This window comes from Pantoea sp. S62 (assembly GCF_016658625.1).
GTDB classification, from domain to species: Bacteria; Pseudomonadota; Gammaproteobacteria; order Enterobacterales; family Enterobacteriaceae; genus Pantoea; species Pantoea vagans.
On sequence record NZ_JACVVI010000021.1, the window covers coordinates 47,588 to 67,350 of the forward strand.

At 54.2% G+C, this 19,763-nt stretch carries 12 protein-coding genes and 1 tRNA gene; 7 read left to right on the forward strand and 6 right to left on the reverse strand.

Going from position 1 to position 19,763, the window contains the following annotated elements; all coding sequences use genetic code 11:
• Positions 1–84: 84 nt before the first annotated feature.
• Positions 85–1,470, forward strand: coding sequence for a DNA (cytosine-5-)-methyltransferase (gene dcm / locus IBT54_RS22305; protein ID WP_147790048.1), 1,386 nt, complete (start codon positions 85–87; stop codon positions 1,468–1,470).
• A gap of 267 nt (positions 1,471–1,737) precedes the next feature.
• Here dcm and IBT54_RS22310 read toward each other — a convergent pair whose 3' ends face one another.
• Together IBT54_RS22310 and IBT54_RS22315 are read right to left on the reverse strand one after the other, a co-directional pair.
• A complete protein-coding gene (locus IBT54_RS22310) occupies positions 1,738–2,019 on the reverse strand; it encodes an Arc family DNA-binding protein (RefSeq protein WP_013358303.1) in 282 nt (93 codons plus the stop codon).
• Positions 2,020–2,091: 72 nt separating this feature from the next.
• Positions 2,092–2,796: a phosphohydrolase gene (locus tag IBT54_RS22315; protein WP_201253089.1), complete on the reverse strand. Its 705-nt coding sequence runs from the start codon at positions 2,794–2,796 to the stop codon at positions 2,092–2,094.
• A 611-nt stretch (positions 2,797–3,407) separates the two neighbouring features.
• Here IBT54_RS22315 and IBT54_RS22320 point away from each other — a divergent pair.
• The 3 genes from IBT54_RS22320 (at position 3,408) to IBT54_RS22330 (ending at position 5,213) form a co-directional block, all read left to right on the forward strand.
• On the forward strand, positions 3,408–4,085 hold the full coding sequence (locus IBT54_RS22320; RefSeq protein WP_033783409.1) for a hypothetical protein: 678 nt from the start codon (positions 3,408–3,410) through the stop codon (positions 4,083–4,085).
• A gap of 172 nt (positions 4,086–4,257) precedes the next feature.
• Positions 4,258–5,034 (forward strand): DgsA anti-repressor MtfA, encoded by a 777-nt coding sequence (mtfA, locus tag IBT54_RS22325; RefSeq protein WP_201253090.1) that lies wholly within the window; start codon positions 4,258–4,260, stop codon positions 5,032–5,034.
• 103 nt (positions 5,035–5,137) lie between these two features.
• Positions 5,138–5,213 (forward strand) — tRNA-Asn (locus IBT54_RS22330).
• Between the two features lie 196 nt (positions 5,214–5,409).
• Here IBT54_RS22330 and IBT54_RS22335 read toward each other — a convergent pair.
• Positions 5,410–5,667 carry a LysM peptidoglycan-binding domain-containing protein gene (locus IBT54_RS22335; RefSeq protein WP_201253091.1) on the reverse strand — a complete coding sequence of 86 codons (258 nt, stop codon included), beginning with the start codon at positions 5,665–5,667 and terminating at the stop codon, positions 5,410–5,412.
• A 156-nt stretch (positions 5,668–5,823) separates the two neighbouring features.
• Between IBT54_RS22335 and IBT54_RS22340 the strand changes: the two genes are divergently transcribed.
• Entirely contained in the window at positions 5,824–6,084 is a 261-nt protein-coding gene (locus tag IBT54_RS22340; RefSeq protein WP_201253092.1) for a GlsB/YeaQ/YmgE family stress response membrane protein, read from the forward strand.
• 25 nt (positions 6,085–6,109) lie between these two features.
• On the forward strand, positions 6,110–6,490 hold the full coding sequence (locus tag IBT54_RS22345; RefSeq protein WP_013358309.1) for a YidB family protein: 381 nt from the start codon (positions 6,110–6,112) through the stop codon (positions 6,488–6,490).
• Here the strand turns inward: IBT54_RS22345 and IBT54_RS22350 are convergent.
• A complete protein-coding gene (locus tag IBT54_RS22350) occupies positions 6,471–6,968 on the reverse strand; it encodes a hypothetical protein (RefSeq protein ID WP_201253093.1) in 498 nt (165 codons plus the stop codon). The two genes, IBT54_RS22345 and IBT54_RS22350, sit on opposite strands and share 20 nt — an antisense overlap.
• A gap of 370 nt (positions 6,969–7,338) precedes the next feature.
• On the opposite strand from IBT54_RS22350, the gene IBT54_RS22355 reads away from it, so the two are divergent.
• A complete protein-coding gene (locus tag IBT54_RS22355) occupies positions 7,339–7,554 on the forward strand; it encodes a SymE family type I addiction module toxin (RefSeq protein WP_201253094.1) in 216 nt (71 codons plus the stop codon).
• 42 nt (positions 7,555–7,596) lie between these two features.
• Here the strand turns inward: IBT54_RS22355 and imm45 are convergent, their stop codons facing one another.
• Entirely contained in the window at positions 7,597–7,938 is a 342-nt protein-coding gene (gene imm45 / locus IBT54_RS22360; protein ID WP_201253095.1) for an Imm45 family immunity protein, read from the reverse strand.
• A gap of 1 nt (position 7,939) precedes the next feature.
• Positions 7,940–19,762, reverse strand: a complete 11,823-nt coding sequence (locus IBT54_RS22365) for a hemagglutinin repeat-containing protein (protein WP_236263630.1) — start codon at positions 19,760–19,762, stop codon at positions 7,940–7,942.
• Position 19,763 lies beyond the last annotated feature (1 nt).

Below are 19,763 nucleotides of genomic sequence, written 5' to 3' on the forward strand. Positions count from 1 at the left end.
CGGTCTGACACAGGGCACATCCCGGCAATTTCCTCGCAGCCTCTGGAGTGTTAGCATAGGCTCCTTACTGTTAAGGAAAAACGAATGCATCCCGCCGCCCTCGCTGAACCACTCTCTGCTGCACTTTCATCTGCTGATGCGTCTGAACTCTTTGGACAGGTGCTGGACATCTATTCGGTTCGTGATCTCACGGCCCGACTGCAGCAGGCGGGATTTTCCTGCTGGACACCGGCCCTGCTGAACCGGATCCGTCAGGGTAAAAGCGCCCTGCCGCCACTGTGTGAGGCGGAGCTGTCGCTGTTGCAGAGTCTGCTGCCGACCCGGCCCGCTCATTATGATAATCCTGAGTTTCGTTTTATCGATCTCTTTGCCGGGATTGGTGGCATCCGAAAAGGATTTGAGGCGATCGGCGGCAAGTGCGTCTTCACCAGTGAATGGAATAAAGAGGCGGTTCGCACTTATAAAGCCAATCACTACAGCGATCCGCTGGAGCATCACTTCAATACCGATATCCGGCAGGTGACCCAGCCGGAAGGTCTGACTGACGACGAAGAGATATACCGCGCGATCGATGCGGCAATCCCCGATCATCAGGTGCTGCTGGCCGGTTTTCCCTGCCAGCCCTTTTCGCTGGCGGGTGTCAGCAAGAAAAATGCGCTGGGCCGCGCCCACGGGTTTGAATGTCAGGTGCAGGGCACGCTGTTTTTCGATGTTGCGCGCATTCTGGCCGCCAAGAAACCACCGTTTTTTGTGCTGGAGAATGTGAAAAACCTCAAGAGCCACGATAAGGGCCGTACCTTCGCCATTATCATGGAGACGCTGGATGAGCTGGGCTATGACGTGGCCGATGCCGGAGCCGGCAGTCCGGATGCCAAAGTGATCGATGCGCGCCACTTCCTGCCCCAGCATCGCGAACGTATTGTGCTGGTGGGGATTCGCCGTGACCTGAAAAAGCAGGATTTTACGCTACGCGATATCCGTCGTTTCTATCCAGCGCAGGTGCCCAGCCTGCAGAGCCTGCTGGAAAAGGCGCCCGACGACAAATATATTCTGTCGCCGGTGCTGTGGCGCTACCTCTACCAGTATGCGAAAAAGCATAAAGCAAAAGGCAACGGCTTTGGTTTTGGCCTTAACGATCCGCGTAATCCTGACTGCTGCGTGCGGACGCTGTCAGCACGCTACTACAAAGATGGCTCAGAGATTCTGATCGACCGCGGCTGGGACAGCGCGCTGGGTGAAGCGGAGTTTCAGGATGCGGATAATATGGCACGGCGTCCGCGTCGTCTTTCTCCGCGCGAATGCGCACGCCTGATGGGCTTTGATGTGCCGGGCCGCGAGCCGTTCCGCATTCCGGTTTCAGATACCCAGGCCTATAAGCAGTTTGGTAACTCGGTGGTCGTGCCGGTATTCGCAGCGGTCGCCCAGCTGCTGCTGCCGCATATTCGTCAGCTGAAGTCGTCATCGTTCTGAAATGAAAAACCCGTCTTGCGACGGGTTTCAGGCTGATGAAGAACTTACATCTGACGATTCTCACAGCAAAAAGTAAGCTCAACTCGCAGGGAACACGGTCAGAAGAGGAAAGCGTCCCGCGCCAGGACGGTGCGGGCCGAGCATGCCATGGATGACGGCTTTTGCGTCTTTCCGATCTGACCGTGTTCCCTGAGCAGGCACAGTCTCATAGCGAAACGGTCCAGCCTTTCTCCAAATAAAAAACCCGTCTTACGACGGGTTTCTGTTTTATTTCTTTTTCTTGCTCTGCTTCTTCAGCAGCAGGCGAATCTGTTTCAACTCGCTGGCGCTCAGTCCATCGGTTTTCACGTCAGCGGCACCCGTTTCATCGGCGCCCTCTTCAGTGATGTCCTGATTATCAATGGCCGGATGCGGATGCGTTTCCAGACTGGCCTGCAAACGCTGCACAATTTCCTGGCTCATTGAAATCTGGTTTTCCAGCGCCAGCTGTTTAATCGTTTCTTTCAGCTCGGGATCAATTTTAATCGTTAAATTAACAGTTTCGGTCATCGGGCAGCTCCTTTTTGTTATTGCTCACACGCTACCGGATGACCGTTTCGATTAACATACTGTCATAAAAATTTAATATTCGGTTTTCAATGGGGTGAAATCCCGCAGTACGCCCTCATCCATCCCCACCAGATTGCCCTGAAGCTCGGCATAAAGCTTTGCCATATAGCGCACCAGGAAATCGGCGTTATGCTCAGCCAGCAAGCGGCCGGTTTCGGTATGCATGGTTTCCGGCAAACGCAGCAGCTTCTTCTGGAAATGGTCCAGCGTCCACTTAACATCATTCAGCTCGCGATCTTTACCCAGCGGATCCTGACTGTCGAATAACGGGCGATTCAGTGCACCGGCCGTGTAAAAGACCCGCGCCAGCCCGATTGCGCCCAGCGACTCCAGGCGGTCTGCATCCTGCACGATTCTGGCTTCAAGCGTCTCTGGCGGGATACCGGCGCTGAAACTGTGGGTTTTAACGGCATGCATTACGGCTTCAATCTTTTCTGCCGGGAAATCGAGAAAATCCTGCTGCAGAATGCGCTGCGTTTCCGTCGCGGCATAAGTAGAAGCGAGATGCCGTTCGGGATGATTCTTGGGAAGATTCACTACATCATGAAAATAGCAGGCGGTGAGCACCACCAGCGGGTCCGCCTTCGTGCCGGTCATGATTCGCTGCGCGCTCATCCAGACGCGTCGCAGATGGGCAATATCGTGCGCGCCGTCGTCGTGGATCCAGTTCGCCTGAAACCAGCTTTCATAGCGGGATTGCCAGAGTGTAAGTGACATAATCTATCTCCCTGTAGTGATCGACAGCCGATTCTCTGTCGTGATCAGTGCGCAAACGGCAAGCCATCATAGCGACTGGCTAATGACACTTTTTTTACAGTGCTGTTGAAAAGAGCGGCGCTGCCAGCGATTTCGGGCAGAAAAATGAGATCTGGATCATCTGTATAGCACCTATGTTACATAAATACCGCAATTTCGGCGGTTTTCAGCCTTTCCTCAGTGAATTGCTGCTAATAAAATTAGTTTAACAGCAGTAATGTTTGATTCATTCTGAGCCAGTTAAACCAGCCGTGCTTAGCCTTTTTTTGTCACGCAATTAATTGTAAAAGTGTGGGCAACAGCAGGTGAAAAAGTCTGAAAAGGTTCCTATTTTTATTGTTATAACGTACTGTATCCGGGCTGTTCGTCGCGTTCTGCCGATTGCGTGATAAGCTTTGGTGCGCTTTTTGCATTTTGCTGGTTTTTAACACCCAACGTGACAATTTTAAAGTGACTGTCAGGCGACAAATTATTAAGCAAAATGATTTAAAGCTTTTATGATAACTCTCAGATGTGAAGCAAATGGACGTTTACAGCAGTAACCGGGTTCTACTAATAAAAAGAGGTAATCCATGAAAGAACGGCCGATTCTTTTTTCCGAACAGCGTGTTCGTGCCCTGTTGGTTGGCCAGCAAACACAAACCCGGCGCATTATGAAAACTCAGGCTTTCGGGCCGGGACAGGATCATCACGAAGGCGTTCATGCTTTCGACGTGAGTGCTAACCATCTGCATGGCTACAAGATGATGTCGATGACCGACATCAGCTATCAGTGTCCCTACGGCAAATCGGGCGACATCCTCTGGGTACGTGAAACCTGGCGCGGCCCGATGGTGCCAGAAAGCGATCTGGCCGAATATGAACGTGACCCGACGCCGTTTCGCCTGCCGGAATATTGCCAGTATCGTGCCGACAGTAATGAGCTGGGTCAGCATGCGATGAGCACCCCGGAAGCCGAGGAGTTTGGCTGGCAGACCGCCATCCACATGCCGCGCTGGGCCAGTCGTATCAACCTGGAAATTACCGGCGTACGTGCGGAAAAGATTCAGGATATCAGTGAAGATGACATTATGGCGGAGGGCGTACAGACCGACTCGCACTTCCTTAATAACTTCTTCACCATGAACGTTAATTCTGAGTCACCTAAAGAGGCGTATCGCAAAGCCTGGGAAAAACAGTACGGCGCGACCAGCTGGGAAGTGAATCCCTGGGTCTGGGTCATTGAATTTCAGCGCGTTGAACGCAGGTAATGCCTCAACCCTGCGCTTTGCGGGTTGAATCACAGACAACGGCCGCGCTAACGGGTTGAATAGACAGCCTTCAGCCCTGAAGTCAGACAGAAGATGCCAGCATTCGATGCTGGCATTTTTATGTCTGCCGCGTCAGGATAATGACATAGCCCGGTTCTGTGCAGGAGTTGCGATGTTTAAATGGCCCTGGAAAACGCATAACGACACCATGCTGGCGGCACTGCCGTGGCAACAGGCGCTTTCACAGCCTGTCTTCAGCCCGCTGGATGAGTCTGAACAGCAGGGGCTGGTGGAGCTGGCAAAGCGCTTTCTGCAACAGAAAAAACTGGTGCCTCTCGGGGGCGTTCAGCTGGATGAACTGCGCAGCGTGCGGATCGCCCTGCTCTTCTCTCTGCCGGTGCTGAAGCTGGGTCTGGAGTGGCTGGACGGTTTTCATGAGGTGCTGATCTATCCCGAACCGTTTGAGGTTGACGATCAGTGGCAGGATGAAAATGGGCTGGTTCACAGCGCGCCTGCCGTTCACGCCGGACAGAGCTGGACCCAGGGACCGGTCGTCCTCAACTGGCTTGATATTCAGGACTCTTTCGATCTCTCCGGCTTTAATCTGGTGATCCATGAGGTGGCCCACAAACTGGATGCGCGCGGCAGCGGTTATACCAGCGGCGTTCCGGTCATGCCGCTGCGTGACATAGCCCAGTGGGAAAAGGATTTGCGAGCCGCGATGGCAGAGATTGAAAGTGAAGTGGAACTGACAGGCGAACAGGCTGCGACTATCGATCCCTACGCGGCCAGCGATCCGGCGGAGTGCTTCGCCGTACTCTCTGAATATTTCTTTACGGCTCCGGTTCTGCTGGCCGAACGCTTTCCCGCCATGTATCAGCATCTGCGCCAGTTTTACCAGCAGGATCCCCTGAGCAGGATGGCTTCTGACGCGGCTCAAACTGCTTAAATCCCGATCGCATTGCGCTAAAGCTAGCCAGTTGAATGATAATGTATTTTTTGCTGTTGACACCTCAGTGCGACGCCGCTAATATTCGCCTCGTTCAAACGATTCCTCTGTAGTTCAGTCGGTAGAACGGCGGACTGTTAATCCGTATGTCACTGGTTCGAGTCCAGTCAGAGGAGCCAGAATTAGAAAAGCCCGCTCAGGGAAACCTGAGCGGGCTTTTTGCTTTTCAGTATTGCCAATTTTCTCCTCCTTTCTGATTATCCATCCGGACCCGCCTGCGGTTACCTGCATATTCCTGATGAGTCCGGCGGCTATAACTGCAAAAAACCAGCCGGGCAATCCCTGCTCTGGCTGGCTTGTACTCTCGGCTAATGATTACTCGGGAATAGTCAGTGCCTGACCCGGCGCAATATGATCCGGGTTGCTGAGGATGTTTTTATTCGCCTCAAAGATTTTCATATATTTTGAAGCATCATTATAAAACTGCTTAGCGATTGCGCTGAGCGTGTCCCCGGATTTCACCGTATAAGTGCGATCACCTGCTGCTGAGGCATCGGTCTTATTCTCAACATTTTTATCAACGCTATGTAACAACTCATCGCCAATATTTTTAATATTATCCAGAATGCTCATAATTACTCCCCTATCGTTTCCGATACGTTTAGTTTAATTAAAAAAACAGGATTGCCAGACAAATACTACGCGGCGTACGATACACCTGCTTTTATTTCGTGGATTAAACCACTGCTAAACGTGCAGTAATTTATATAAAAAGAAGGATGTTAATTGATGGGTATAATGTCATGGGTTGTATTTGGTTTGCTCGCCGGTATTATCGCCAGATGTATTATGCCAGGTAAAGAACATATGGGCATTTTCATGACCATGATTCTGGGTATTATCGGCGCGCTGATTGGCGGTGTCGCCAGTACGGCTCTGGGCTTTGGCAAGGTCAGTGGTTTCAATATTTACAGCATTGCGATTGCAACCCTGGGTTCAATTATTGTGTTATTTGTTATTCATAAAATCAGAGCATGTAAACAGTCTTAAGCGCTTACTATTCAGGGGAAATAAAATGAGTTTACTGGAAACGGTGCTGGCGATGTGCGGCCTGAATACTCAGACCAGTCAGGAAGTGAAAGGTGTGCTGGAGTGGGTGGAGCAGCAAGGCGGTTTACACACTATCGTGAGCCACCTCCAGAGCGGCGAGTACAGTGAGGTGGTTAACTCCTGGCTGGGCGATCAGCAGAACGTTGCCCTGAGCAGCGATCTGGTGCAAAAGATGATCAACTCTGAGGCCATTGAACAGCTGGCTGCGCGGATGGGTATCAACACCAGCGATGCACTGAATCTGCTGGTCAAATATCTGCCACAGCTGGTGGATAAAGCGTCATCTGCAGGTGTGATTGATAAAAAAGCCGATCTCACCGGGCTGGTCAGTCAGTTGATGCACTGAGTATGATGCTAGTGAAAGATAAAAGCCTGCGGTTAAAGTATGGGCTTTTATCTTTTAGATTTGGGAGGTAGGCGTCACTTTGTCTCAGTTCGCCCAGCCATTTCGTCCGTTCTGCCTCACTGGCATTTTCCTTCAGCAGTACCGCGCTTTTCTTCGCTTCCTCAAGGCCTTTGATATCGCCCATGGTCGTGACGATGTTCGTCATCTGGCCGCTGATTTCACCGGCTAACTGAGCCGTCTGAAGCCGCTTCTGCTCTTTCTCTTTGTCAAAGATCGCACTGATGCTGTCGTTGGCATGTTCGGTGTCACGGCTGAGCGCCGATACGTCCTGGGTCTGCCTGTTCTGATCGCGGACAATGATTGTGCCATTTGCCACGGCGGCCTGGGTGGTGCCTTCGGCGTGCCCTTTATTATTCAGACCCGATAACAGTGTGCTGGCACTGTTGGAGGCGGCATTGGCAAGCATCTGTTTACCCATGCCGGCGCCATTCGACAGCGCAATGCTGCCGCCGCTGTGACTGACTTTATAATCAGCAGAGGCGCAATCCGCAGTACAGAGTGAAGGCGGATTAACACGGATATGCAGTATGAAAGTTTATCCGTAACAGATATTCCGGGAGGCTAAAGGAAGAAGGGATAAGCGAAATGCAGATCTGAAAAAAACAATCCGTTTTCAGAGTCATCTCGCAGTTTATTACTCAGCTTTCAGCGAGTTTGAGCAGCAGAAGGTGTATATTTAAACAGGAAAAAAAGCACAGGAAGCGCATAACGAGAGATTTTTAGCGCGGCTGAAGCGGGCGGCAACCCGCAGCAGCCGCTAACCGCAACCAACTATCGGAGAGTTGATTATGGCTGACGCACATCATAAGTCAGAGAACCGCACGCCCACAACCGCTGCGCATTATTACAAAGTCGGATACCGGCCCAATAAAGGCCAGCCGAACCCGCTGCCACAGCTCACCATCAAGGGCCGCTGGCTGGAGGCGCTGGGCTTTATCACCGGGCAGAAGATCGAGGTGATCCCGGAGGCAGGCCAGCTGATTATCCGGCTGGCTGGGGAGTGATCGGCAAATAAAAAAATCCCGGCTCGTTGGCCGGGATTAATATTATTCAGAACTGTTTATTGGTGCTGCAATATATTTTTCAATTATATAAACATCATTTACATCACATTCTGGATAGATCCATTTATCCCAATTAGCAATAACCCATTCAGTGCTAAGACCTCTAGCTTCTTTTAATCCACTATCTTTAGGTAATAAAACAAGTATAAGTCCGGCCTTGTGACCTGTTGAGACAATTAAGCCACTAGGACGCTCATCATCAGGCATATCAAATACCATAAAATCAACAAGTTCTTCATATGGCCACTGTCCAGGTAGTCGTAATACTGTTCCGTGAACCAGTGCAGACTTAGAGTAATTAATTAATTTTACAGGTTGCTGCATGCTATTTAACCTTCAGATCATGACCGCCAGAGATATCCTTGCTTCCTTCGATATATTTCATCCCCATATCGACTTCTCCCTGATGTTTACCGGACTTAGCATTAACTTGCTCAAAACGACCATGTTGTGTATCCAGTGCATAAAGATATCCATCAGAACCATTGTACACATCACGGTTATTCATTTTGGTAAGTTTGTTGTCTTTAACCCAACCATTACTTACAACTACAGAACTAGCCATTTGTTTAACTTGGGCAACCCTTTCACCAGGAGGCAGTTTGGCTAACCCCGCTTCAAAGTGATTAACCTGCTGTCCATTTGGCAGCTTAGTTGTATTGACCTGACTTTGTTTGCCAGGCTTGTTAATTCCTCCAAACGCCGCCGAAGCTGCACTTGCAACTATTCCAGCCTGAACTTCATCCAGACCGTATTCTTTCTGCAGCGCTTCGGAGACTTTATTAGTAGCAACAACGCCTTCCACCTGCATTTGCTGCGCAAAGGTCGCTGTCAGATCGTAGACCATCTTGATCGGGATATCTTCACCCAGCGCCCGGTCTATTGCCTGTTTCACTGCCATGCTGCCGGCTAGTACATCGCCGTATTTCTGCTGGCAGGTCGCCGGGCTGCTGGCGCAGTCGCTGATTAACTGTTTCTGCTGTGCCGTACTCAGCTCTTCGTACTTCTTAATAATACCGCCGCAGTCACCGCCGCCAGCCTGGCAGGACTTCATTTCAGCTGACCAGTTATCTATCTGAGTGCTGCTCAGATAGTTATTCTCAACCGCATTCTTCCCGGCAACCGCGCCGCTCGTCACCGCAGCACTGCTGTTGCCCGCCATGCCGCCCGCCAGTCCTGCCGCCAGCGTGCCCAGCAGGCTCAGCTGCTCACGGTCTTCCTGCCCCAGCGCCGCTATCTTTTCCGGCGTGTCCGCGCCCCAGTATTTCTCTGCAATATAGCGGGTGGCAAGCTCGCCGCTGAACGCGCCCGCCGCACCCGCCGCCGCACTTCCCCCGGACATCTGCGATGATACCGCACCCCACACCGCATGCGCCATGGCATTGGCTGCCACATCAACGTTTCCGGAAGCGTCGGTCGTTTCCTTCTTAATCAGCTGAGCTGCCCACGGATTAAGACCGCCTGCGACCGCCTGTCCTGCATTGCCGGTCACCAGACCCGTCAGGATGCTGCCGACCGTCTGCGCGACCTTCTGCGACGTGCTGCCGATGCCCCACTGCTTCATCTCCGCCTGATACTCTGGCGAATCACGCATTTTCTCCAGCCAGTCTACCCGCTGTTTTTCCGTTGCTCCGGCGGGCAGCGTCTCGGCGTTCTCCGCACTCTGCGCCTTCTCAAGCCCTTTGATATCGCCCATGGTCGTGACGATATTGGTCATCTGGCCGCTGATTTCACCGGCTAACTGAGCCGTCTGAAGCCGCTTCTGCTCTTTCTCTTTGTCAAAGATCGCACTTATGCTGTCGTTGGCATGCTCGGTGTCACGGCTGAGATTTGATACGTCCTGCTTCTGGTTGGCCCGGTCGCGAATGATCACGGTGCCGTTTGCGACCGCCGACTGCGTGGTGCCTTCGACGTGCCCTTTATTATTCAGACCCGATAACAGCGTGCTGGCACTGTTGGAGGCGGCGTTGGCAAGCATCTGCGCACCCATGCCGCCACCGCTGGACAGCGCGATGCTGCCGCCGCTGTGGCTGATCCTGTAGTCCGCCGCATTGCCGATATCGGTGAAGCCGAGCGTACCGGTATCCAGACGGTTGTCTGCCGCATCGCCCTGGCTGGCGATGACCGCACCGTTCAGCTGGGTATGATTGCCGACGGTGATGTCAAAGCCGTCGTTACCGGCATAGATACCGCTCTGCTCCTGCACGCTGTCAAAGTTGCTGTGCATTTTGTCCTGGTTGACGCTCGCATAGCCGGACACCGTCATTGAGCCAAAGGTGAAGCTGCCGCCCGCGCCGTAGCTGGTCTGTTTTGAATCGTAACGGTCGCTGTCCTGCTGGCTGGTGATGGTCAGATCCCGGCCTACATCGGCCGTCACCTGATTACCGCTGACCTGCGCGCCGTTGAGCGTGGTATCTCTTCCACTGTTCAGGCTTACCCTGCCGCCGCTGTCCAGGGTGGTTTCAGACCAGCGCGTACCGTTGCCGCTCTCCTTACCTTTGGCGCCGTTAACGCTGGCAAAAATGCTGATACCCGCGCTGCCCTGTCCGGCACCAAAACTGATGCCCACGCCGCCGCCGCTGCTGCTGTTTTTACCGCTGCTTTCCTGAGTGTTGGCCGCCCCGCTCAGCATAATGTCCCTGGCAGCATTGAGGCTGCTGTCACCTGCGGCTTTCAGCTGGCTGCCGGCAATAAGAATGTCGCCGCTGAGCTCGCCACTGCCCTTACCGGCAGAGGTAATGGAAAGGTTCTTACCGGCATTGAGCGTGGATCCTGCGACGCTGTCGGACGCCTGATGCTGCTGCGATTTTGATTTCTGTGTGGTCAGGGAAAGGCTGACGCCCAGGCCGTTGTTGGGATCGGCGCTCGCTTCCGCCAGCTGCCCGCCCAGCACGGCCTGCACGCCTGAAAGCGCGGCTTTGGTAGCCTGCAGGGCAGCAAGGCGACCGTCACTCTCTTTTTTCGATGTCTGCGCCGCCGCAACCGCGTTATTAATGGCTTCACCTACCACCCCGGATAACGCCAGTGTCAGCCCGCTCTTCTTCTGCTCAAACAGTTCATCATGAGTCCGTTTATCATGACCCGGATCGATGATCACGCTGTCACCGGTAATGGCGAGGTCACGTCCCGCCACCAGATCTGAGCCGCTGACATGTGCCTGTCCGCCTGCAACAATGCTGACGTTACCGCCCGTACTGCCCACAGTGCTGGCGCTCTGGCTCTGGGTGGTGCCCTTGTCACGTAAGTCATGGACCGATTTACTGCTGCCCACCGTGATGCCAATGCCGCCGGTTCCCATCAGGCCGCTTTTCTTGGTTTCTGAAAAACGCCAGGTGGAGTCCGTATTGGTCGCAGCAACGATATCCACGTTGTTACCGGCTTTGAGCGCTACGGTACCATCGCCTACGACCTGTGAACCCTGGACCAGTAAATTGTTGCCCGCATTAAGTGTGACATTGTCGCCGCTCAGCAGGGTGCCATTTTCACGGGTGTTACTGTCTTCGCTGATGGTATGGGTAGTCTTTTTACTCAAAAATCCTTTTTTGGTTTTGGTCTCTTCTTTGTAGGCATAATCGCTATCAGTTGCCGTAGTCAGGCTGATGTCACGTCCGGCACCCACCGCGATATTACCGCTGGCGGTAACCTGAGCCGCTTCACTGTTAACATCCCTACCCGCTTTAACCGTCGTACTCCCACCGCTGGCAATTTCAGTGCCCTGCTGGCGTACCGACTCATTAATCTCAACCTTCTTGCCGGATTTGTAGCTATTGCCAGATCCGGTTTCAGCCGCCAGCAGATTGACGTCACGCCCTGCCTGTAAGGCGACGTCTTTGTCTGCGGCAAGGCCTGCCGCCTGGCTATTAAGATCGCGTCCGGCCTGAAGGGCTAAATCGCCGCCGCTGGTCAGCGTCGTGCGATCCAGACCGGTTGAATGGGTTTCACGTTTGCCCTTCACATCACTCTGGCTGGTCGTCGCGCTGTTGAGATTAAGATCGTTACCGGCTGCCAGCGCCGCGTTTTTGCCGGCGTTGATGCTGCTGGCGGTAACCGTCAGATCGTGGCCCGCCTGCATCGCCAGATTGCCGCCTGCGGCAATCTGGCTGCCGACGGTATGGACGGTCTTAGTGCTGGTCGCATCAACTTTTTGCCAGCGATTTCCGGAACCGGACTGCGCGCTGCCAGTGACATTCTGATTGCCGGTAATGGCAATATCATTCCAGGCGTTCAGCAGCAGATCGCTACCTGCTTTAAGGTTCGCGCCAGTGACCGCAATATCGTTGCCCGCCTTAAGGCTCAGTGAATCCAGTGACGTGATGCTCGCCATTGGCCCGCTCAGGGTTTCGGTATAGGATTTCTTCGCACCCTTACCGTTGTCTGCATCCAGATGCCAGAGCTGCGACGTAGTCAGGTTGTTGATGTCACCGTTAACACTCTCCAGTGCCACCTTTTTACCGCTAATAGTCGCGCTGACGTTGTTGATATCGTTCAACGCGCTAAGTTGCAGGTCACCACCCGCATGGAGCAGACCGGCGTTGAGATTACTGAGCGTATTCTGACTGTCGATGGTCAGATCGTTTTTGGCCATCACGCTACTGCCGGTGTTGGTGACGTTCCCGCCGTTCAGCGTCACATTGTTCCCGGCAATCACGCTGCCATCGCGCATTTCCACATCTTTTGTCGACAGATAGAGCTTCGGCACCATCACCGTTTCGCCGTTGATGGTGGTGGCTTCCCACCAAACCATGCTCTTGTCTAACGAGGCGAGTTGCTCAGCGGAGAGTGAGACACCAAACTCAAGTCCCAGCGACTGCTGCGCCGCCGCCGCGTTGTCCATCAGATAGCGCATCTGGGCAAGATCGGATCCCAGGCCATTGATATAGCGATTACCGGTCTGATTCAGTACCGCATTGCTGACGTAGCGGGTATCAAATGCCGCATCGCCGAGAAAACGATAATCATAATCTGGCTTCAGATTCAGGCGATCGAGCATGTATGAGGAGCCGAGGAAAGCCTTCTCATCGGTATACTGAGGACGTGTTTCCTGTAATGGCGTGGTAGCAGGCTGTTTGCTGAGTTTTGCGTTCAGCTCGCCGAACAGGCTCTGATCCAGCTGTCCCAGTCCATTGAGTTTGGGGTTAACGGTAATCAGATAACGGCTATTGGTGTTCGACGCGACAAAGTAGCCGTTTTCACCAGAAGGTAATGGATAGGCGCTGATATCGACCTCAGCGGCCTTATAGTTATGCAGCGACACAGACCCCTGAGCAGCGCTTGTCAGGTTGATGGCTTTACCCAGTGCTGCAGTGTTTTTACCTGCAGCAGCATATTGCTTCAGCGTTGCGCTGCCCGTTGAAGCGCTCTCCAGCACACCTGCACCATTGACCTGCTGCAGCGCATTCTGCAGCTGATCGCGCCATTGCGGCGTATTGATTGCGGCTTTATCGGCAGTTGCCAGCGGCTGTTGAGATTGCGCGCCAGCGGTGCCTATGGCAGTCAACCCGCGCAGGGCTGGAGCAGAAAGTGTATTACCACTCCAGCCGGCATTCGCTGTAGTGTTGGTATTGCTGATATCACCGCTGAAGTTAGCAGAGACGTTGCCGCCGGCCTGAATAACCGACCGGTAAAGCTCTCCCGGTGTGAAACTCGTCCCCTGATCTGAAAGTGTATATGTTATTGATTTTACCCTTGGTTTATTACGATATCCTGTTGTAGCTTTGATGGTTGTATCACCGTCTTCACTGGTGCTTTTATATAGGGATGAATAATCAAACAGTATTCCCTTATAAACGTAATTAAAATAAGTGCTTTGTGTCCCTGCCTGCCAGGATTGATTATTTAATTGATTTCCTGAGAGAGAGATGTCTCTCTGCGCCAGAATATTACTGGCCTGATTTTCAAACGTACCTGCTCTTACATTAATATTACGTCCTGCGGCTATGCGAGCAGCACCACCATTACTGATAACATTTATTGTCGTGCTTGATGATGAAAAATTCTTAATCGAGGCTTCTTTTGTTGGCACATAGGAATAAAATGTAGAAGTAGTACAGCGCTCTGCACCTTTTCCCGGTGAATCACATTCTTTGTGCTGAGTTACAAATACTCCATATTCCTCTGGTTTAAATTCAGAGATTGAAACTTTCATCAGGTCTGTGCCTAAACCTGTCTGGTTTGAAGTGCTATGCGTTTCAGAAACACTCAACCCATCCCGTGTATTTAGCAAATGTCCCGTATTAATCGTGATATCGCCGTTCTGCGTTTCGATGGTACCGGAGTTATTAATCACCTCGCCGTTGGCATTCCCCGCGGCATCGCCCTGAAGCCACAAACTGCCGCCTGCCAGCATATCGGCACGCTGGTTACGAATGCTGTTAGCAAAAAGAGAGAGATTACCGCCCGCGTAGAGCAGCGCGGTGTTAACGATGCTGCCCGGTGCGCTGAGGGTCAGATTGCCCAACGTACCCGTAAAACCATCAACCGTGATGTCACTGCGGCTGTTCAGGCTGATATTACCGCCGCCCTGCAGGCTGCCATTTCCGTTCATGGCGATGCGGTTGCCGCTTAAGGCACTGTCACCCGAACCGGTAGTGAGCTGACCATTATTGGTGAGATCGCCGCCTGCACTCAGCGTCAGCGCCCCGCCCTGCATCGTGCCCTGGTTGTCTATCGCACCATTACTGCTGACGGTGAGTCGCCCGCCCGCGGCCAGTACATCGCGGCCGGTAAAACCATTCGCGATTTCCAGCGTGGCGTTACCCAGCGCCACCACCTGTCCGCTCTGATCAAAGCCATTGCTGTGAACCAGCAGGTCGCCGCCGCTGAACAGACGACCACTACCTTGCTGACCGACCTGAGCGGCCATCACACTTAGCCGGTTATTACCCAGCAGCGTGCCGCTGTTGTTGACCTGCTGATAATTAACCTCAAGGTTGCCGCCCTGGGCTGTGCCCTGGTTGCTGAAGCCATTGCCGGTCAGCGTGCCCTGGCCGTCGGCCAGCAGCGTTCCATTGTTGCTGGCATTGGTCGCATTGAGAATCAGCTGTGACGCCTGCAACCAGCCGTTGTTATTCAACTGCGATGTATTGAGTGTCTGCGCGCCACCTGAAAGCCACCTTCCATCGTTTTGCGTTAAACCGGTTATCGTCGCGACACCGTTGCCATTGCCCTGAATCAGGCCATAGTTGAACAGTTCCGGCGCGGTCAGCGTCAGGGCGTTTTGGGTGATCACGGCACCGTTACCGCCGTTAGTGATGCGCCCACCGGCATTGATCAGCAGGCTGTTGTCACCCTGTAAGCGCCCGTTGTTATCCACTGCGCCACTGGTGATCTGCAGGTCGCCGCCCTGCACGCGTCCGGCATTATTGAGTGAGGATGACTGAAGCGTCAGCCTGCCCGCGCTGAGCAGCGTTTTATCCTGCTGCTGGGTCAGAGCACCGTTAAGGCCCACCGTCAGCGCCTCGACACCGGTCACGCCGCCGTTATTGTTTAACGTGTCACCGCGCAGCGTCAGGTTTCTGGCAATCCATTCGCCCTGATTGGTCAGCGTCAGTGCCTGTAGCGCCGCCGTACCATTCGCCGAAATCTTGCTGCCCGCGCCCGCATCAAGGCGGTCCGCCAGAATCAGTTGCAGCGCATCAGCACTCTGGATCGCGCCATTATTGGTCAGTTGCCGGGCATTCAGCAGGATCTGCTGACCCTGCCAGCTGCCGTTATTCACAACGTCACCGCCGTTGATGTTCAGCGTGCCCTGCGTCAATAGCGATCCACCCTGATTATTCATCAGTTGACGTGCTAGTGCGGCAAGCGCCCTGAGCAGCATTCGTCCGCTCACCTGTGGCATCGCCGCAAACGTTAATGCCTGGAGACCAATCAGGCTGCCCTGATTAATCACGCTGGCGGGGGTAATGGTCAGGGTTTTACCCTGCACCGATCCGCTGTTATTCAGCGCGGCACCGTTCAGCGTCATTGCCCCTTCACTGAGCAGTGAGCCGCTGTTGTTCAGCGTGCCAGCCGCAACCTGGGCTTTGTCCTGACTCATCAGAGAGCCGGTGTTATGCAGCTCATTGCTGATGCTGACGTTCAGATCTTTGCTGCCCAGCAGCGATCCCTGATGCAGCCAGTTATCCGCAATAACCGTTGCCTGTTCGCCCTGCAGCAGCCCCTGAGTGTTAATCTGGCCTGCATTGAGCGTCAGTGTTCCGCCGCTCAGCGTTTTGCTACCGGCTGATTGGGTGATGTTATCGGCCTGAGCAGTCAGCGCCGTATTGCCCTGTAACAGACCGTCGTTGTTCAGGCTGGTGGTCTGAAGCCCCAGCCGGTTCGCCATCACTTTGCCGCTGTTGCTTAGCGTGCTGGCGTTCAGGTCGCTTGCTCCCAGACTGACCAGCGAGCCACTGTTGATCAGATCGCTGGTGATGTCAGCGCGCAAGGCGCTGATGCCATTGATGCTGCCGCGATTGGTAAGCGAATCCAGCGTGACGTCGAGTTGCTGACCCTGCCAGCTGCCATCATTGGTCGCACTGCCACCCCTGACGATCAGCCGATCGCCGCTCAGCAGTTGCCCATTGTTGTGATTGAGTGTCTGAGCAAATCCGACATCCAGCAGCGCGTCGCCCTGTAGCAGCCCGCCGTTTTCCAGCGTATTGCCGCTGGCGCTGAGTTGCTGTGCTGCAATCTGACCGCTGTTACTGAGTGTTTGTGCGTGCAGATCGGCCTGCTGACCGGTCACGATCTGACCCGTTCCGCTGTTCGTCAGCGTATCGCTAATCTTAAGATCAAGGTTGTCACTCAACAGGCGTCCGCTGTTGTTAAGACGGTTGCCGTTGACCGCAAGCGCACCGTTAACCTGCATCAGCCCGGCGTTATCCAGCTGATCTACCGTCAGCGTCAGCGGTCCTCCGGCGATCAACTGTCCGCCATTGAGGTTATGCAGCTGCTGATGATCCAGCATCAAGGTGCTGTTGCCCTGCAGCAGACCGGCATTGCTCAGCACTGGCGCATGCAGGCTGAGGTTATCCGCCGCCAGGGTGCCCTGGTTATCAATCTCCGCGGCCTGCAGATTCATCTGCTGCTGGCTGAGCAGACTGCCGCTGTTGGTCAGCGCACCGTTAATCACAGCGGTGAATGCTTTTCCGCTAAGAACAGTACCGTCGTTCTGCAACGTCCCCGCGTTTAATGCCATCTCGCCGGCCTGCATTGCACCGTGGTTATTCAAAGCAATAAAGTCACCGTCCAGCGTACCGTCACTGAGCAACTGGCCGCCCTGCTGATTGTCCAGCTGGCTGCCCTGCAGCGTAATCTGCTGATTTCCCTGGATCAGGCCGCTGTTGATCATATCGCCGCGCAGCGTCAGCGCCTGTGCAATCAGCCAGCCACTGTTATCGGTGTGGTCAGATTTCAGTGCGATGCCCTGCTGCCCCAGAATTTTGCCACTATTGACCAGGGTATCGCTCTGCAGATCGGCGTCGGCTTCGCTCAGGGCATTGCCGCTGTTCTGCCAGTGGTCAGCCTTCACTGTCAGCTGTTTACCCTGCATCAGTCCGCTGTTGTCCAGCGTCTGCTGTTTCACACTCAGCTGGCCTGCGCTCAGCAGCGTGCCGTTGTTGGTTAACGCGCTGCCCTGCAACGACAATGCCTTGTCGCCCTGGACCGTTCCGCTGTTAGTGATCTGACTGACATCACTGTTCAGCGTGCCGGCAGCCATCGTTCCCTGATTGATCAGCGCATCGCCCTGTAACCGGAGCTGATCATCTGCCAGCAATTTACCGCCCTGCTGATTATGTAAGTTTTTGAGTGTGGTGCTCAGGCTGGCAGCGTTGATCTCTCCGCTGTTGTTCAGCTGGTCGCCTGTGACAGTCAGTGTTTTGCCGCTGGTGATCAATCCGCTGTTATTGAGCTGTGGCAGCGCGAGGGCAAAGTCGTTGTCAGAGCTGATCGTACCCGCAGCCAGGTTATCCAGCTGCCCGGTATGGAAGGAGAGCAGCTGAGTGCCCTGCAGCAGGCCGCTATTAGTGATTTGCCCGGCGGTGAGAGTCAGATTGGGTGCAGTTAATGAACCTGTATTGCTCAGCTGCGCGCTGTTCAGGATGAGGGCGTTCTGACTACTGATGGCGCCCTGATTTTCCAGCCAGCCACGGGCGGTCAGCTGCGCGTCACCGCGGGCCGTGAGCGAGCCGTTTTGCTGCAGCGTATCGGCGTTCATCACAGCATCGCCATGACTCATCATCTCGCCGCTGTTAATCAGTGTCGGGGCATCAATTTGCAGGCGCTGACTGATCATATTGCCGCTGTTGCTGAAGGTGTCAGCGATATTAAACGCTGCATTCCCCTGCGCGGAGAGCGTGCCGTCCTGATTCAGACGATTAGCAGTGAGCAGGGCATCGCCGCTGCTGAGTATTTTTCCGCTGTTGTCGAGCGTGCCGCTGGTTATATCCAGGCTATTTCCGCTCAGTTCACCGCTGTTACTTAACCGATCGGCGACTTTCAGCTGCAATCTGCCCTGGGATGAGAGCGTTCCATCCTGCTGCAGGATGCCAGAGGTAATATCTGTCTGCTGACTGCCCAGCAGATTCCCGCTGTTAAGCAGCGATCCACTGTGGATATTCAGACTGCTGCCGCTCACTTCACCGCTGTTGTTCAGCGTGCCGGTAACGTTAAGCTGATTAATGTTGCTGGCTGAAAGGGTGCCGCGCTGCTGCACGCTGTCCGCACTGATCAGCGCATCGCCAGTGCTTAACAGCTTGCCCCCGTTATTGATTGCCCCGCTTTGAATGTTCAGGCTGCTGCCGCTGATCTCACCGTCATTGCTGAGCTGTCCGGCAACGACACTGTTATTACCCTGAGCCAGTAACATACCCTGCTGCTGCAGCGTGCTGGTGCGAACCTGCAGGTCACCCTGACTAGTCAGGCTGCCACTGTTGATGATCTGTGCGGCCTGAAGATCAAGTTTCTTTCCAGCTGTCATCTGACCGCTATTCTGTAGCTGCGCGTTGGCAGAGAGCTGCATCGCATCTGCCGCATTGCCGCTGCTGCTGTTATCAATATCCAGGGAATTGCTGCTAAGACGGGCAGTCTGGCCTGCCGTCAGGCTGCTGCCTTTAAGCGTTATCTGCCCCTGACTGTTCAGCTCGAGCGCCGCGTCGCTACCCAGTTTTGCGCCCGTTAAAGCAATATCCTGCTGCGCTGTCAGCGCAACATTGCCACCCGCTTTATGTTCTCCCTGCAGGGCGATGCTGCTGCCTTTTGCCGTCAGCGTGCCGCTGGTCAGGCTATTGTTAATGCTTAACCGACCCTGCGCATCCAGCACCATATCGCCCTGCCGGGCATTCAGATTACCGAGATTAACGCCGACGCCGTTTTCGCTGGAGACCAGATGGATGCGGTTGGCGTACATGCCACCCAGCGCGCCGGTATCGACGGCGACCGATGGCGCAGCACCCTCGCCCGCAATGGGTGTCACGCTGCCATCTGCGCCAACCCGGTTTGCGCCCAGCGTCACATTGAGATCCCTGGCATGAATGCCCGCGTTGATTTCTGTTGCGCGCGCGATGATCGAAACCGCATCGGCCTGGCTGCCATCCAGCCCTTTACCCTCAATGCTGATGGCACCTTTGGTCACTTCCAGCGACTGCAGATTGCCCTGTGCATCCAGCTGAGGTTTACCCGTGGTCAGCGTCACATTTGGCGTATTAATAAAGCCGCAGCCGTTACAGGTGATGCCATAAGGGTTAGCGACCATAACGTTGGCCGCTTTACCCCCCACTTCGGTGTAGCCCTGAAGCTGCGAACGATTGGCCCCAACCACTTCGTTGATGATTGCCCGGGCTTCCTGCCCCGCTTTCAGATTCGGGTTGTTCTGGATGAGTCCACCAAGTTGCGTCTGCGTTAACCGGTCGGTCGCGTTATTCAGGATCAGCCCTTCCTGGCCGACGTTGTAATTCTGATACTGGTTGTGCGAAAGACCTGACGCATTTGGCGTCGCGATGTTGATAACCGGCACGCCATTACCGGCAGCATCGACCTGGGTACCCGGTGTAGCAGGCGTAATCGCGGCCGAAAAAGCAGGCAGCAGGGGCTGAAAAGCGATCAGTGAGCAGATGAGATAGCTCAGCAGACGACGCGGCAGTGAAAGCGTTAATTGATCATCCATA

Bases quoted from the DNA above. Each gene is read 5' to 3' on its own strand.
- IBT54_RS22320 (WP_033783409.1), top strand. From the start codon at position 3,408: ATGAAAGAACGGCCGATTCTTTTTTCCGAACAGCGTGTTCGTGCCCTG.
- imm45 (WP_201253095.1), bottom strand. From the start codon at position 7,938: ATGCAGCAACCTGTAAAATTAATTAATTACTCTAAGTCTGCACTGGTT.
- IBT54_RS22365 (WP_236263630.1), bottom strand. From the start codon at position 19,762: ATGGATGATCAATTAACGCTTTCACTGCCGCGTCGTCTGCTGAGCTAT.
- mtfA (WP_201253090.1), top strand. From the start codon at position 4,258: ATGTTTAAATGGCCCTGGAAAACGCATAACGACACCATGCTGGCGGCA.
- IBT54_RS22345 (WP_013358309.1), top strand. From the start codon at position 6,110: ATGAGTTTACTGGAAACGGTGCTGGCGATGTGCGGCCTGAATACTCAG.
- IBT54_RS22355 (WP_201253094.1), top strand. From the start codon at position 7,339: ATGGCTGACGCACATCATAAGTCAGAGAACCGCACGCCCACAACCGCT.
- dcm (WP_147790048.1), top strand. From the start codon at position 85: ATGCATCCCGCCGCCCTCGCTGAACCACTCTCTGCTGCACTTTCATCT.
- IBT54_RS22310 (WP_013358303.1), bottom strand. From the start codon at position 2,019: ATGACCGAAACTGTTAATTTAACGATTAAAATTGATCCCGAGCTGAAA.
- IBT54_RS22340 (WP_201253092.1), top strand. From the start codon at position 5,824: ATGGGTATAATGTCATGGGTTGTATTTGGTTTGCTCGCCGGTATTATC.
- IBT54_RS22315 (WP_201253089.1), bottom strand. From the start codon at position 2,796: ATGTCACTTACACTCTGGCAATCCCGCTATGAAAGCTGGTTTCAGGCG.
- IBT54_RS22335 (WP_201253091.1), bottom strand. From the start codon at position 5,667: ATGAGCATTCTGGATAATATTAAAAATATTGGCGATGAGTTGTTACAT.
- IBT54_RS22350 (WP_201253093.1), bottom strand. From the start codon at position 6,968: ATGGGTAAACAGATGCTTGCCAATGCCGCCTCCAACAGTGCCAGCACA.